At 58.7% G+C, this 14,824-nt stretch carries 13 protein-coding genes; 8 read left to right on the plus strand and 5 right to left on the minus strand.

Annotation, left to right across the window (positions count from 1 at the left end; translation table 11 throughout):
* The first annotated feature begins 460 nt into the window (after nucleotides 1-460).
* The gene (locus QEV83_RS01885) at nucleotides 461-2,419 is read left to right on the plus strand and encodes an elongation factor G (RefSeq protein ID WP_280129604.1); all 1,959 of its coding nucleotides are present in this window, start codon (nucleotides 461-463) and stop codon (nucleotides 2,417-2,419) included.
* A 27-nt stretch (nucleotides 2,420-2,446) separates the two neighbouring features.
* Here the strand turns inward: QEV83_RS01885 and QEV83_RS01890 are convergent, their stop codons facing one another.
* Nucleotides 2,447-3,217 (minus strand): YncE family protein, encoded by a 771-nt coding sequence (locus QEV83_RS01890; protein ID WP_280129605.1) that lies wholly within the window; start codon nucleotides 3,215-3,217, stop codon nucleotides 2,447-2,449.
* A 730-nt stretch (nucleotides 3,218-3,947) separates the two neighbouring features.
* Nucleotides 3,948-5,195 (minus strand): hypothetical protein, encoded by a 1,248-nt coding sequence (locus QEV83_RS01895; protein WP_280129606.1) that lies wholly within the window; start codon nucleotides 5,193-5,195, stop codon nucleotides 3,948-3,950.
* 187 nt (nucleotides 5,196-5,382) lie between these two features.
* On the opposite strand from QEV83_RS01895, the gene QEV83_RS01900 reads away from it, so the two are divergent.
* From QEV83_RS01900 to QEV83_RS01915, 4 genes are all read left to right on the plus strand, one after another.
* Nucleotides 5,383-6,399 (plus strand): RluA family pseudouridine synthase, encoded by a 1,017-nt coding sequence (locus QEV83_RS01900; protein WP_280129607.1) that lies wholly within the window; start codon nucleotides 5,383-5,385, stop codon nucleotides 6,397-6,399.
* A 392-nt stretch (nucleotides 6,400-6,791) separates the two neighbouring features.
* The gene (rpoH, locus tag QEV83_RS01905; protein ID WP_280129608.1) at nucleotides 6,792-7,700 is read left to right on the plus strand and encodes an RNA polymerase sigma factor RpoH; all 909 of its coding nucleotides are present in this window, start codon (nucleotides 6,792-6,794) and stop codon (nucleotides 7,698-7,700) included.
* A gap of 66 nt (nucleotides 7,701-7,766) precedes the next feature.
* Complete coding sequence (locus QEV83_RS01910) at nucleotides 7,767-8,465, plus strand: glutathione S-transferase N-terminal domain-containing protein (protein WP_280129609.1); 699 nt, start codon at nucleotides 7,767-7,769, stop codon at nucleotides 8,463-8,465.
* A 185-nt stretch (nucleotides 8,466-8,650) separates the two neighbouring features.
* On the plus strand, nucleotides 8,651-9,397 hold the full coding sequence (locus QEV83_RS01915; protein WP_280129610.1) for a YebC/PmpR family DNA-binding transcriptional regulator: 747 nt from the start codon (nucleotides 8,651-8,653) through the stop codon (nucleotides 9,395-9,397).
* 24 nt (nucleotides 9,398-9,421) lie between these two features.
* Here QEV83_RS01915 and QEV83_RS01920 read toward each other — a convergent pair whose 3' ends face one another.
* On the minus strand, nucleotides 9,422-10,483 hold the full coding sequence (locus QEV83_RS01920; RefSeq protein ID WP_280129611.1) for a hypothetical protein: 1,062 nt from the start codon (nucleotides 10,481-10,483) through the stop codon (nucleotides 9,422-9,424).
* 576 nt (nucleotides 10,484-11,059) lie between these two features.
* Here QEV83_RS01920 and QEV83_RS01925 point away from each other — a divergent pair.
* Entirely contained in the window at nucleotides 11,060-11,578 is a 519-nt protein-coding gene (locus QEV83_RS01925) for a helix-turn-helix domain-containing protein (protein ID WP_280129612.1), read from the plus strand.
* Here the strand turns inward: QEV83_RS01925 and QEV83_RS01930 are convergent.
* On the minus strand, nucleotides 11,536-12,129 hold the full coding sequence (locus tag QEV83_RS01930) for a DUF1134 domain-containing protein (protein WP_280129613.1): 594 nt from the start codon (nucleotides 12,127-12,129) through the stop codon (nucleotides 11,536-11,538). The two genes, QEV83_RS01925 and QEV83_RS01930, sit on opposite strands and share 43 nt — an antisense overlap.
* A gap of 239 nt (nucleotides 12,130-12,368) precedes the next feature.
* Nucleotides 12,369-13,184, minus strand: coding sequence for a 3'(2'),5'-bisphosphate nucleotidase CysQ (gene cysQ, locus QEV83_RS01935; protein ID WP_280129614.1), 816 nt, complete (start codon nucleotides 13,182-13,184; stop codon nucleotides 12,369-12,371).
* A gap of 314 nt (nucleotides 13,185-13,498) precedes the next feature.
* Here cysQ and QEV83_RS01940 point away from each other — a divergent pair, with 314 nt between their 5' ends.
* A complete protein-coding gene (locus tag QEV83_RS01940; RefSeq protein WP_280129615.1) occupies nucleotides 13,499-14,161 on the plus strand; it encodes a histidine phosphotransferase family protein in 663 nt (220 codons plus the stop codon).
* Nucleotides 14,162-14,432: 271 nt separating this feature from the next.
* Nucleotides 14,433-14,819 (plus strand): hypothetical protein, encoded by a 387-nt coding sequence (locus QEV83_RS01945; RefSeq protein ID WP_280129616.1) that lies wholly within the window; start codon nucleotides 14,433-14,435, stop codon nucleotides 14,817-14,819.
* Nucleotides 14,820-14,824 lie beyond the last annotated feature (5 nt).

Consider the following 14,824-nt stretch of genomic DNA (forward strand, 5'->3'; position numbering starts at 1 on the left):
GCGAAAATCAAGAATTATATACACAGAATTCAGGTGCAAAATCATTCATTTGTTGAAAACAGCACCGGAATAAAAAGCTATTAACAGATAAGCCGGATGTCGGCGTCAGCACCCTTGTAGCACTATGATTCGTACGAAACTTACACCGGGGCCGCGCTCCCGCAACAAGCGCCGCATCGGCGTGTCGTTTGCTACCCGCCTCGCATCGTACAAACAAATCGTCCGATCTTACCCGAACCAAGACGGCGCGAATGTCTTCGGCCTTGTAAGATTTTCGAGGCTGACCTTACCAAATCGTTTCACGTGAAACACTTTGGTACGATTGACGCCACCGGGAACGTGCCCTGGTTTGTGGGTTTGCACCCGCACCAAAACTCTTCCCGGCAGCCTTTGCGCCAAAACCCAGTTTGGCCTACCATCCCGCTAACGATAGCCGGAATGGCAAGAAGGAAACGTCATCATGACAGGTGCACCTGCAAAGGCTGCGGTGGCTGGACCGCGCTCCGTCGCGTTGATCGGTCCCTATGGAAGCGGCAAGTCGGCGCTGTTCGAGGCGCTTCTCGCCGCGGCGGGATCGCCGCTGAAGCGGCCGTCCGACATGCGCAAGCGCGTCGTCAGCACCGAGGTGCGCCTGGGCCATTGCTCCTTTCTGGGGGATCGCTGGTCGCTCCTCGATTGCCCCGGTTCGGTTGAATTTTCCTATGAGACCGAAGCTGCGCTCGCGGCGGCCGATCTCGCCATCGTCGTGTGCGAGCCCACAGCCAGCCGGGCCTCCAGCGTTCCAATTTTGCTCAAGGCCCTCGAGGATTTTGGCGTTCCCCACCTGATCTTCATCAACAAAATCGATACGTTGACCGGCGCTCTCGACGAAACGCTCGCGGCGCTCCAGGCTGGCTCCAAATACCCGCTGGTGCCACGGCAATTGCCGATCCGCGAAGATGATGCGGTGGTGGGCTATATCGAGGTTGTGAGCGGGCGCGCCTACCGCTACGGCGCCAACCAAGCCGCCGAGCGGATCGAAATTCCGGCGCAGCTCCGCGATCCGGAAAAGCATGCGCTCGAGGGACTGGCCGAGGTGCTGGCCGATCAGGACGACGCCCTCTTAGAAATGCTGATCGAGGAAGTGACGCCGACGCCGGACGAGCTTTACCAGCACTTGCGCAAGGATCAGGCGAGCGGCAAAATCGTCGAGGTTCTGCTGGGCTCGGCGGCGCGGGGACAAGGCATTTTTGCGCTTTGGAAGGCGCTGCGGCATGACGTGCCGGATTCATCGGAGACCGCCAGCCATCGCGGCATTGTTGCCGGGACAGAACCGTTGGTTCAGATTTTTAAGACGGTTCAGGCGGGCAAGCTGTCCTACGGCCGCGTCTGGCGCGGCGTGCTGCGCGACAGCGCAACCTTCGACGGAGTCCGCGTCGGCGGCATTCAGCGCTTCCCTGGCGGCGAGCCTGTCCGCGTGCCGGAGGCTGACGCCGGGGAACTCGTCGCGCTTGGACGTCTCGAAGGCGTTGCGACAGGGGCCGTGCTTGGAGACCCAGGCGCGCAAGCATCCCTGCCCTTTCCCGCGGCGCCGCCGGCGGTCTATGCGTTCGCGATCATGGCCAAGGATCGCAAGGACGATGTCAAGCTGTCCGCCGCCCTGCACAAACTCGTTTTGGAAGATCCCGCTCTTTCCATCGACCACGATCTCGAAACCGGCGAGACGATTCTCAAAGGGCAAGGCGAGATTCATCTCAATACCGCCATCGAACGCCTTGCCACCATTTACAATCTTCAAATCACCACCACGTCGCCCAAAATCGCGTTCAAAGAGACGATCAAGCGGAAGATCGCCCAGCACTCAAGGCTCAAGCGGCAGACCGGCGGGCATGGTCAATTTGCCGACGTGAAGCTGGAGATAGAGCCGCGCAGCCGCGGCGAAGGTTTTCTGTTCATCGATAAGATTGTCGGCGGCGCGGTGCCAAGGCAATATATTCCGGCGGTGCGCGAAGCCGCCGAGGAGTCGATGCAAAAGGGGCCGTCCGGCTACCCGGTTGTCGATGTCGCCGTCACCTTGGTCGATGGAACATTCCATACGGTGGACAGCTCCGACATGGCGTTCAGAACCGCGACGCGCCAGGGGATTGCCGAAGGCCTCGCCAAGGCGGACCCGGTGCTGCTTGAACCCATCGAACATGTCACGGCGAGCGTGCCGAACATTTTCACAGCGGCGACTCAGCGCCTGCTGTCAGGCCGCCGCGGCCAAATTCTCGGCTATGCCGAGCGTCCTGGATGGCCGGGTTGGGATGATGTCGAGGCCCTCGTGCCGGCCGCTGAACTGCATGATTTCATCATCGAGCTGCGGTCCGATACGATGGGGTTGGGCCATTATCGTCACCGTTTCGACCATCTCGCCGAAGCGCGCGGCATGACAGCTTAACGCCGCGCAGCGTTTTGTCGGTAAGTTTCAGTCAGTGTTTGCAGCGGTGTTCGATGGCGGCGGGATAATTCCCACGCTCGACGGGTTTGTCCCCACCGGAATCGTGGCCACAACGGTATTGCTGATCGTACTGATCAGCGACACGCTGCTGTCGCCATTGTTCACCACATAGACGACGGCCCCGTCGGGCGTAATCGCAATTCCAGAAGGCCCTGCTCCTACAGTGATGAATGTAAGCAAGGAGGGAGGATTCGCCGTCGCATCGACCACCCAGACGCCGCCGCCAGCGTTTGCGACATAGACCCGCGTTCCGTCCGGAGAAAAGACGAGTTGAAACGGGAACGTGTTGGTCCCAAACGCGACAGTGGCCGCCACTGAAGGAGGGGTCGTCGTTGTGTCGATGACCGAAACGGTGTCGGAGCTTTGGTTCGCGACATAGACGCGTTTTCCATCCGGCGAGACAGCAACACCCGTGGGGCCTTTGCCCACCCGGACCGTTGCCGTCACGGATGGAGGAGTTACAGCCGCGTTGATCACCGAAAGGGTGCCAGAACCACTGGTCGCGCCCATGTTCGGGACATAGATGCGAGTTCCGTCCGGCGAAACAGCCACTCCTTGCGGAAAACGCCCCACTCCCGTCGTGGAGACCACCGACGGCGGCGAGGGAGGAAAAAACATGATTCCGGAAACCGTGCCGGGACCTCCATTCGACACATAGGCCTTGGGCTCGATGGGTGCCGCCGCCGCAGTCATCGCCGCCCCGAGCCCCATGATCAGAGCGGGGAGGTGAACACTCATAGTCAGCACATCAAAGGTGCCACAAGTGTTCTTCTTCTTGTTATACATTAAATATTACCCCCGTTTATGTATTGCAGAAATGGGTACACTATAACTTCTTTTACCTTCTTTCCTTCTTCCGGACAAGGCGAGCGGCGATCCTGTCTATGTGCCGGAAGCCGATGCCGGAGGAACAAGCGTCCCCACTGTTTCCCGCTTCCGCCACCGATCTCAGACGGCAAATTTGCGGACAATTCGCCAAGTGCGTTTCCTCACTTCTGCGTGCTCTTTTCCACTGTACGGGGTTCGTGCCGAGGGGTTTCCATCCCAGGAGGACGGACCATGAAAACGTGCTGGGTGATTGTTTTGGCCGCGAGCGTTGGGTTTGGCACTCCCGGTCTTGCCGGAGCAGCCCCGATCTCTCCAATCGATGGAGCCAGAACGAACGCCAACCTCTTGCCGCCGATGGATCGATATGCATCCTTGTTGTGGTCCGGGCCGCGAGGACTGTTGCATAACAAGACGCCAGCAAGATCCTCCGATGGGATTATAGCTGTACGCTACAGCTATAATCACCAATAAATACCGCCCGAATGTGAAGGATGGCAGGAGCACTTCTCAGAGTGCGCCTCTTTCGATTCATCTTGATGCGCGCATGATCAAGAGCGGGATGAGTTGCACTCGCAATGTCCCGCACTTAACATCGATCGCATTCATGAGCTTGGACGGATCCCATCCAAACTCATCAGGTCTAATGCGCCCGCTTCCCCGCGGAAACGGCACATGTTTGGAATGGGCTGTTGGGGCAGGCCTCGGACAGCGACCAGACAAAATCGCGGCGGATCCAAGCGCTCGATGGCAGCGGCGCCGGAGCCCCGACGGGGTTCGACGTCAAGAGGGTGATGCCGTCCGTGCCGTCGTTCTTGACCGATGAAACACTGTGGCAGGTGATGCAAGACGCCTGGGTCAGCGGAACTCCTGCATTTTCGCCCTCGATCACCGAGTTTCCCAACAGTTTGGGTTGGAAGAAACCCGTTTGCACGCCATCCAGCCGGTAGTTGAACCATTCCGGGGCCAAATTCGCCGCCGTCATCATCGCCGTCAGTTGCGGCGTCAGGGCCGTGGGTGTCCCATGCGTCGTTGCCGGCTTCGACCCAAAAGTGTCGGTGCAGCCCAACACCTGGCAGCGGTTAGGGTTGGTAATCGGGCTCTGCGGCTCGAAGGTCGCCCATATCCACTGGTCCAAAAGCTTCGAGATCAGATGCATGCCGGCCAGTCCAAAGCAATTGCCGTGGATGGTTTCGACGTGAATTTTCTGGGTGAAGCCAGCCGGAAGATTATTGCAATCGAGGCCGATGCTCGTCAGCGCGATCCAATCGGATTTGATTTCAACGGAAGAACCGCTGAATTGGATATCGGCGTGAAGCGTCGCGGCGTTGGCTTGGCCCGGGCGGTTCCAGAGATTTGTTCCCGCGATATAATCGGATGTTCCCCCATTCAGCCGGACTTCCTCGCAAATGACGAGATTGGGCTGGCCCGCGGGCGGCGTGGCGGCCTTGTTGCAATTTTGATCCGCGCCGCCAAGCAGTCCAGGAATCAGAGTCAAAAGCGACGGATTCTTGGTGAGTGCGAGCGGGCTGCCATGCAGCACATGGACGTCGGAGGTCGCCGCCGCTTTCGCGTTCGGCACTTCGAGACCCAGGGATGGATCCGTTGGGTACTGCTGCGCCTGCTCAATCCAATTTTGCCAGACGACAAACGGATATTGCGTTGCATTCACCGGGCAGGTCGCCGCCACCCATAATTGCCATGCCGTTTTCGTGATATTCGCGCTGACCGATCCTGGCGGCGCGCAGGGGTTGAGAGGCTGGGCGTCGCCGGTCCCGGCCCTGGCGGCAGGGATGCCTAGCGAAGCCTGCTGACCGGGAGGCAGTAATACCGAAAAGAATAAGGCGATCGCCACAAGCGATGCAAACACGACTGCCGCACAACGCGTCATTGAGTCCTCCCCTCTGGCCAGGCTAACTGGCTTCTGGCTATCTTTGAGAATGCCGATGCCTCTCAACTATAAATTATGATGTATCGTAACTATCGTCAATAAATATTGTATCGAAGCAGCTTTTTCATTGTATGAGAAGCAAAAGTGGCCCTTGATCATGGAGGGGACTGTGGCGAGCTGAAAACGCGTGAACACGATTTTTGAAAACGATCTTTGCTTCGCCTGCCGGGTTGAGCCTGAACATGGCGGCGAGAGGTTCGACCGCTTTCTCGTGGCGGCGGCAGAAAACCTCTCTCGGACGCGTGTGAAAAGCCTGATCGAGGCGGGTCATGCCGCGATCGACGGATCAGTCGTGATCAATCCAAGTCAGCTGTTGCGCGCTGGCCAGACCGCCAGTTTGCGCATGCCGCCGCCTCTCGATCCAACGCCCTTGGGGGAAGACATTCCCCTCCATATCGCGTTCGAGGATTCGCATCTGCTTGTCATCGATAAACCGGCGGGCTTGGTGGTGCATCCCGCCGCCGGGCATGAGTCGGGCACCTTGGTCAATGCGCTGATCGCCCACTGCGGCGATGGTCTTTCGGGCATCGGTGGCGTGCGGCGCCCCGGGATCGTCCATCGTCTAGACAAGGGCACCTCGGGGCTTTTGGTCGTCGCGAAGACCGATGCGGCACATCAGGGGTTGGCCCAGCTTTTTGCCGATCACGGGAAAACCTTGCCGCTCACACGTGCTTATCTAGCCTTCGTCTGGGGCGTCCCAGCACGGCCCTCAGGCACCATCGACGCCGCACTCGCCCGCCACGCCATAGACCGCGAAAAAATTGCGGTCGTGCCTGCCGGGCGCGGCCGCCACGCGGTCACTCACTGGCGGATCATTGAAAGTTACGCCGACGAAGCGAGCCTCGTTTCCTGCCGTCTGGAGACGGGACGAACTCATCAGATTCGCGTCCACATGGCCCATTTGGGTCACCCCGTACTGGGCGATCCCCTTTACGCGGCGGGGTTCAAGAGCAAGGCCGTACGGCTTCCAGCGGCGGCGCAGGCCTGCCTCACCGCCCTCGCCCGGCAAGCGTTGCATGCGGCGGAGCTTGGTTTCCCGCATCCCTTGACAGGTGCCCAGATGCACTTCGAGAGTGCATTGCCGAGCGAGCTGCAAGGATTGCGGAGCGCACTTTCCGCCCCGGGCCTCGTGAAGCTATCTTGATTTACATCAAGATTGGAAATTGACGAATCCCGTAATTCGTTATCTCATCGCATTTCTCGGCATGGTGCCGGGGGCAATGCGTGCTTGCGATCAGCTCCGCACAAGAAAACCGCCCGATCATTGCTGGTTTCTTTCAAGATTTCACGCTTATTTTACCGCAGAATGTAACGCCGCAGGGATACCCAGCGTAAATAGTTAAAGACAAGAAAAATCATTCGTATCGTACAATTTGAACCATAAGCGTGGTGGAATGTTGCCAATGTTTAATCCAGTTAGGTTGCCTCGCCTCTTTCAGTCATGGTCGAGGCATTCTATATTTCCGAATCGCACGGTCTACAATGACGTGACCGCAGCGGAACCCGCTGACGCAGGGGTTCCAAGGAGAAAGTGAAATGGCTGCCGCACTGCCAATGATTTCCGGTGAAAGCGGTCTCGCTCGTTACCTCAATCAAATACGCCGGTTTCCCATGTTGGAGCCGCAAGAGGAGTACATGCTTGCCAAACGCTGGCGTGAGCATGAGGATCCCGACGCGGCGCACAAGCTCGTTACCTCCCATCTGCGTCTCGTCGCCAAGATCGCCATGGGCTACCGCGGCTATGGCCTGCCGATCAGCGAAGTTGTCTCGGAAGGCAATGTCGGCCTGATGCAAGCCGTCAAACGCTTCGAGCCGGACAAGGGATTTCGCCTCGCGACATATGCGATGTGGTGGATCCGCGCCTCAATTCAAGAGTATATTTTGCGGTCCTGGTCGCTTGTGAAAATGGGAACGACGGCCAACCAGAAAAAACTCTTCTTCAATTTGCGGCGCGCGAAAAGCCAGATATCGGCACTGGAAGACGGCGACTTGCGCCCGGATCAGGTCAAGATTATCGCGCACCGGCTCGGAGTCCCAGAACAGGACGTGATCGATATGAACCGGCGGATGTCGGGCGACGCCTCCCTCAACACGCCGCTGCGCGAGGAGAGCGAGGGCGAGTGGCAGGATTGGCTCGTCGATGACGGCATCAGCCAGGAAAATATTCTCGCCGAGCGCGAGGAAAGCGACAACCGTCTCGATGCCCTGAACGACGCGCTTGGCGTTTTGAACCCTCGCGAACGGCGGATTTTCGAGGCGCGCCGGCTCGCCGATGATCCCGTGACACTCGAATCCTTGTCCGACGAATTTGGCATTTCGCGCGAGCGGGTGCGGCAAATCGAGGTTCGCGCTTTCGAGAAAATCCAATCCGCTGTGCGGGCCGGGGTCGCGAAAACGGAATCGCTGGCAAGGCGCCGGCTCGAAAGCCCCGCCGCGCCGATGTAAAGGCGGCTTTTCGGCGCGTCTGGCGGCGGACAATGGTCCGGTTGCCAGCCGCCGGGATGTTGATCGATGATCGATCTTTATTATTGGACAACCCCGAACGGACACAAGATCACGCTTTTCTTAGAAGAGGCGGGCATGCCTTATGTGATCCATCCCGTTAATCTCAGCCGGGGGGATCAGTTCAAGCCGGAGTTTTTGGCGATTTCGCCGAACAACCGGATTCCGGCGATCGTTGATCAGAACCCCGCGGACGGCGGCGCGCCGATCCCGGTTTTCGAGTCAGGCGCCATTCTTCTCTATCTCGCCGAAAAAACCGGGAAGTTTCTGCCAAAGGATTTCCGCGGCCGGTTCGAAACCCTCGAATGGCTTTTCTGGCAGGTCGGCGGTCTTGGCCCGATGGCTGGCCAAAACCATCATTTCAAGCAATACGCGCGTGAAAAACTCGCCTATGCGATCGAACGTTATGTGAATGAAACCGGACGCCTCTACGCTGTCCTCAATAAGCGCCTGGCAGACCGGGCGTTTGTGGCTGGGGAGTATTCGATCGCCGATATGGCGATCTACCCTTGGATTGTTCCGCACCAAAGCCAGAGCCAGAAGCTTGAGGATTTCCCGTATCTTGCCCGCTGGTTCGAGGCAATCCGCGCGCGTCCTGCAACGCAGCGCGCCTACGCAAAGGCGCAGGAAATCAATCAGGCGCCGGTGGTCGGCGACGAGGAGTCGGGCAGAATCTTGTTTTCGCAAACGGCGGCCGACGTCAAATAGGGCCTTTCGTACCCCTACCGTTGGCCCTGTGCTTATAAGCGGCCCCGGTTTGCTTTATTTCTTGAAAACACCGGCTTATATCAGCCTCCACACGCTCAGCCTGGCAAGACCAGCCCGCGCCCTGTGGCGGGGGGATGTAAGCGCTTTGCGGCGCGGCAGGGCCAAATTGGAGACAGAGGACTGCAATGGCAGGACATAGTCAGTTCAAAAACATCATGCACAAGAAGGGCAAGCAGGATGCGATCCGCGCCAAGCTCTTCTCCAAGCTCGCCCGCGAAATTACGGTCGCCGCGAAATTAGGCCTGCCCGACCCCTCCATGAATGCGCGGCTGCGCGCCGCCGTCTTAGCCGCCCGCGCCGAAAACATGCCAAAAGACAATATTGAACGTGCCATCAAAAAAGCGGCGGGCAGCGACACGGAAAATTATGCCGAAGTCCGTTACGAAGGTTATGCGCCAGGCGGAGTTGCCATCATCGTCGAAGCCCTTACCGACAATCGCAACCGGACGGCGGGAGAGGTGCGCTCTTACTTCACCAAAAGCGGCGGCTCGCTCGCCGAGACCGGCGCTGTGTCTTTCCTCTTTGATCATGTGGGCGTCATCGAGTTTCCGGCCAAGGCCGCTTCGGAAGACGCGATGATGGAGGCGGCGATCGAAGCCGGCGCCGAAGATGTTCAGGCGAGCGATGACGGCTATGAAGTCATTACAACCCTCGAAAGCTTGCGTGAGGTCGCGCAAACGCTGGAGTCGAAATTCGGCGAGCCGCGCAAGGCGAGCTTGATCTGGAAGCCGCACAACACCATCGGCGTCGATGACGAATCAGGCGAAAAAATTCTGCGCCTCGTCGGCATGCTGGAAGACAATGACGACGTGCAGAACGTCTATGCCAATTTCGAAGTGTCCGACACGCTCATGGCGAAGTTCGCCGATTGAGTACGGCCGCGGACATGGACAACATTACGCCGTAGCCTTTTGGCTATTTGTGGTGAGCGGCGTCTCGTCCTCCACGAGGTCATCTTCCGGCGCGGTCTCGTCGGGATCGCTTGCTGCGCGAATGATCGCCGCGCCGATTTCATTGATTTTCTGACGTAGAATTTCATTTTCCTCGCGTTGCATGAGAGCCGCTTCGACGTCTTGCGGCGGCATGGCCGCCCGCAGCGCGGCCAGTTCGTGCGCGAGACCTTCGCTGGTTCGGCGGGCGGCTTCGAGGGCCTCCTGCGACGCCGCATGGGCGGTCCGCAGCCGCTCGATCTTTTCGAGATAGCCCGCCTCAGTCGCGCGCGCGGTTTCGGCCTGCAGCTGGCGGTGCCGGATCAACTCTTTTTCCCGTTTGACCGCGGTTTCCAAGGCCTCTTCGCGATCTGCGACTCGCACCGCGGCGGTCTTGAGGGTGACCTGATCGGCTTGATGCTGAAGCTGCAAGGTCGACAGTTCCGCCGCAAGGCGCTCGCTCCTCTCGGTTTGTCTCGCCAGGGCTTCGCTCAGCGCCGCGGCCTTGGACTCAAGCGCCATCAAAGAGGTCTTTTGCTCAGCGGCAAGGGTCCGCACGTCTTTGAGATTTGCTCCCAGTTCCTGGATTTGCACGTCTTTGCGCGCGAGAAGTCCGCTCACATCGTAACATTCCTTGGCTGTCGCGGCGAGTTCCGTCGAGGTATCCGCCAAGGCGCGTTGCAGCGCCATGATTTCGGCGCCGCGCTCGCCGCCTTGTTCGGAAAAACTGCGCAACCCGGCGTCCTGGGCGTCGATAATCACCGCCCGGCGGCCAAGCTCTACCATGTCATCTGCGTGAACGCGGTTAAGCGCGTCCGCCTTTTGCTCAAGCTGGCGGCGTTCGACCGCAAATTCGGCCCTCAGAAGGTCGCGCCCGGCAAGAATTTCCTCGGGAGAAAGCGGAAGCTGCATTTCGAGCCGCCGCTTTGACAATCTGATGGCGCGCCACCAAAACGCCGGGGCGATCGCCAGAGCCACGAGGCTCGCGACCAAAACCCCAAGCGCGAAAAACATCGCTTGTTCAATCACATTCCACCACGCCCCGTCTCGACAAGAGAATCCGAGACCCTTTTACGATAAATCCGCGGGCATCCCAAATCGGGGCATCTGAAAGGCCGAGCTTGAGCTAGGCTCCGCCTGCGGTAGTGTCCAGGGGCACACCCACGAATCAGCAATAGTGCGCAGAAATGGCGGAATGGTGATCGCTCACGCGAAGTCTTTCGATGAGTGATAAATGGTAACTATCTATAATATAGAACCGGACAGTAAACATAAGCTGGCACCTGTCATTAGGCAGCAATACGCGTCGCCCCCAAACTTCAACCACAATTTGATGCAGGCGCTGGATTGACCCAGATGCAGCACGAACCCCTCGTTAACTTCCAAGAGCCTTTTGAAAAAAAGACCTTTGGCTAACTATTGCCGATTAAATTCAAAGGTTCGATCCTAACATTCTAAAGTTCATCACGGAGGAACTGGATACAGCCTTCGCCACTGATGAGCTTTGGATGCGCGAAAAGAGGCCAAATTGGGCCTTGGATCGGACCAGCACAACAACCCGCCGACATTCCACTTGGCCGTGTACTGATGGAAGGGGAAATTGCGATGCCACAAACGCAAAACACAGACGACGACGGAGCTTGGATCAGTAAGGCTATTTCATTCCTTGGGGAGTTCAGGAAGTTTAATCCTGACGTGACCGCGAACACCATCTTGACGTTTTTGCATGTCGCGAAGCAGCCCGGTATCACTCAAAAAGACATAATGAAGGCCCTCGGGTTGGCGGATAGTGGCCAGTCAAGGACTGTTGCGACGCTATCGAAATATGGGGACAGGGGCCGCGCCGGCTGGAATGTTGTGGACCTCGATGAGGACCCCCGACGACCGCCGCCAAAAGCTCCTGACCTTGAACAAAAAGGGAGAACTCATCCTCAACTCACTGCGGAAGATTTACAGCAAATAGGGGGCCATCACATGGCTGTTCGACCGCGAGGAACCAAGTTCCAAGTGGACTTCATTCACAAGGGGAAGCGATCCCGCCCCGAGTTCGACACCTACAACGAGGAAGGAGATCTCTGCCCTCAGAATGGGTTCCACGTCGAGCTTTCGGTGAATTTCAAATAGCTGACATTGAATCCGAGACGCGCGCCAAGCCCGGAGCGGATCGGAACCACGAACACATTGTCATTGACCAGCGCCGTCATGCCAAAACCGCCAACGAGATAGGCGGAGCCGTCAACGCCGCCGTAGCGGCGGAAGATCGCAGTCGTCGCGGGCAGATTATAGACCAGCATCATGGTGCGGTCACCGTCGGCACCGGCATCGAAGCCGAGCGACGGGCCTTCCCAGAAAACCTTCAGATCCCCGGCGTTGCGAGTATACATCGTGCCTTCGCCGTAGCGCAGGCCGCCGATGAAGGCGCCACCCGCCTCTTGGCCCAGCACATAGCCGTTGGGCTTGCCCCAGCGCTTTGTCGCGGTCTCGACGACCTCGGCCAAGCCCCGCGACAAGGATCCGAAGAAACGATGGCCGTTGGCAACAACTTCGTCCGGCGAGAATTCGCCTGGCCGGCCGCCTGCCGGGCCGGCGTCCGCCAGAACGGCTTTCACTCCGAGAAGTTCAATGCCAGCAGTGAGTGCCGCCAGTTTCAGCACCATTTCCCGCCGCGTGTGCATGGTCAATTCCTCCGTTCAATGTTCCGCGAAGCAAGTTCCGCGAACCAAATTCCGGTTCCGCGAAGCAAGTCTCGCAAAGACCGCCGCGTATATTGCGTCGAGCTTTCAACCAAGAGCATTAATGAAGTCTTGATCTGTCGGGGTTTTCTCATGACTTCTTTTGGGCAAAGCTGTGTGGCCCACCGCCAACTCTCTTTAGGCAAGCGCAAGACTTTGGGTGAGCGCAGAACTTTGTAGGCTCAAAACATGGCGGCCTTGGGATCGCCCCAGGCGATAAAAGGTCCATTTTTGAAATTCGCCTCAGCCTTCCCATAGCGCAACAGCGTCCCTTCCCCATCGACGACGATCCCGCCCGCCGCGCGCAGCACCGCGTCACCCGCCGCCGTGTCCCACTCCATCGTCGGCCCGAACCTGGGGTAAACGTCTGCTTTTCCCTCGGCCACCTGGCAGAATTTCAACGAGGAGCCCGCCTGGACTCGCGCCGCGATGGAGAGTTTCGCGAGAAATGCCTCTGTCGCCGCATCGGCATGGGAACGGCTTACGAGGGCGGTCAGGCCTTGCTCCGGCGGCGCCCTTGTCTGGAGCATATGCCGGTCCGTCAAAGGCGGCAGCGTCGCCCCTGGTGCAACGGTGCAGGTGCTGGCGGCGGTTCCCCCGATCCACAGCCGTTCGAGCGCTGGCGCGTAAACCACACCGGCGACTGGCATCGCATCGACGACGAGCCCGATATTGATAGTGAATTCGCCATTGTGGCTCAAAAATTCGCGCGTCCCATCGACAGGATCGACCAGGATGAAGGCGCTTTGCGAAACCTCGGTCTGCCCTCTCGACGCCGCTTCCTCCGCGAGCACCGGAAACTCTGGCAAACATGCGGCCAGGCGACTCAAAATGATGGCTTCCGCAGCCTCGTCGGCATCGCACACGGGGCTGCCATCGGCCTTTCGCCGTGCATGGCTGTCGGCGGTATAGACGGCCATCACCGCGACGGCGGCCTCAAGCACGATTTCGGCGAAAAGTTCCGCGATTGCATCGCGATCGAGCACTTGGTTTTTCACGAAAATGGCCATCGGTTTTTGGGGGGTGCTCCATTTACCGAAGTCCGGTTGAAATCCCAAGTCTTTAAATAGGCAAGTCTTTAGATAGAAGGGAACGGCGTGATGATTTGTTAACGTGTCGTTCGCAGATTGGGAGTCGGCCCCCAGCCTCGGCGAGGAAGTGGTTTGCACCGGAACGCAGTTTTCTGTTGATGGCTTCCCTGCCCGCGTGAAGATTGTCGTGTGGCAAAAGCCTCGGGCATGCCATGCACTACAAGAATGCGACTCCCGGTCGCCTGGGCCTTGAGATGTTTTGCTTAGCGGATGGATGACTGATGACGGTATTTGCCCTCGACCCCCTCGACCTTGCCGCGCTGCTTTGCTCACGGGTTTGCCATGATGTGATCAGCCCGGTCGGCGCCATCATCAACGGCCTCGAAGTCCTCGACGAAGAAAAAGACGAGGAAATGCGCGGCTATGCCATGGATCTTATTAAGAAAAGCGCCGAACAGGCCTCGGCCCGATTGCAGTTCTGCCGTTTGGCTTTCGGAGCGGCGGGGTCGGCAGGGGCGTCGATCGATACCGGTGACGCGGAAAAGGTCGCCCGCGGCCTCTTCGGCGGCGAGCGCACGCAACTCGAATGGAATGTGCCCCACCTGCTGATGCCCAAGAACCAGGTCAAACTGATCTTAAACCTCTGCTTGATCGCCGCCGCGACCGTTCCGCGGGGCGGCACCATCGCGGTCTCCTTGAACGGCGGCAGCGAAACGGCGCGGATCAGTGTTACCGCCCAGGGCACCAATGCCAAGCTCGCCGGACATCTGCCGGGTCTCCTCAAAGGGACACCGGAGCAGCCTCCGTCCGGCCCGCATGACATTCAGGCCTATTACGCAGGCCTCGTCGCCACTGACGCGAAAATGGTTTTGACGGTCGCGGCGGAAACTGACTGTGTTCGCATCGAAGCCGAGCCGATGCAGGCCATCGCCAAGGTGCTTTGAGCGGCCCTGCCGGATATTGACCTAGCAATCGTACCACGTGAAACGATTTGGTACGATCAGGGCCGAGAACCTTACAAGGCCGCAGACATTTGCTAGCCTTTGGACAAGTGTGATCGCGCAAAACTTTGGTATTTTTGGCGGTTGGATGTTTCCCGCCTCCACCTTGTTATGCACGAGTCGCGATATTGGCATTGCCAAAATGCGCTGAAAGCGGCAATCTCAGCTTCAACGAGGCCATCATCCGGCGGTTGCCGGAAAAGACGAGGTCCAGATGATGCCCAAGGGATATGCCCATTTTGCCGGAGCGATGCTTTCCGTGGCAAGCTGCTTGTTGTGGATCGTGCCGGACGCGCAAGCGGATTCCGCGCATAGTCATGATGGCATCTATGCGGTTCACGTCCAGACGCAGCACGGGTCATGCACTCAATCGCGCATGACGACGATCGCCGTCACCGGCGGTCACGTTCACGCAAGCGGACATGGTCTGATGCGGGCGTCGGGCCGTGTTAGCGCGGACGGCAAGGTCTCGGTGACGCTCCGGCTTTTGCACCACATCGCGCATGTTGTAGGCAGGATCAGAGGTCATGCGGGTTCGGGAAACTGGTCGTCCAGGAGTTTGGCCTGCCACGGCCATTGGCATGCCACGCGGCAAAGCTAAGCTTA

Origin of the sequence: Methylocapsa sp. D3K7, assembly GCF_029855125.1 — a bacterium.
Lineage (GTDB): Bacteria > Pseudomonadota > Alphaproteobacteria > Rhizobiales > Beijerinckiaceae > Methylocapsa.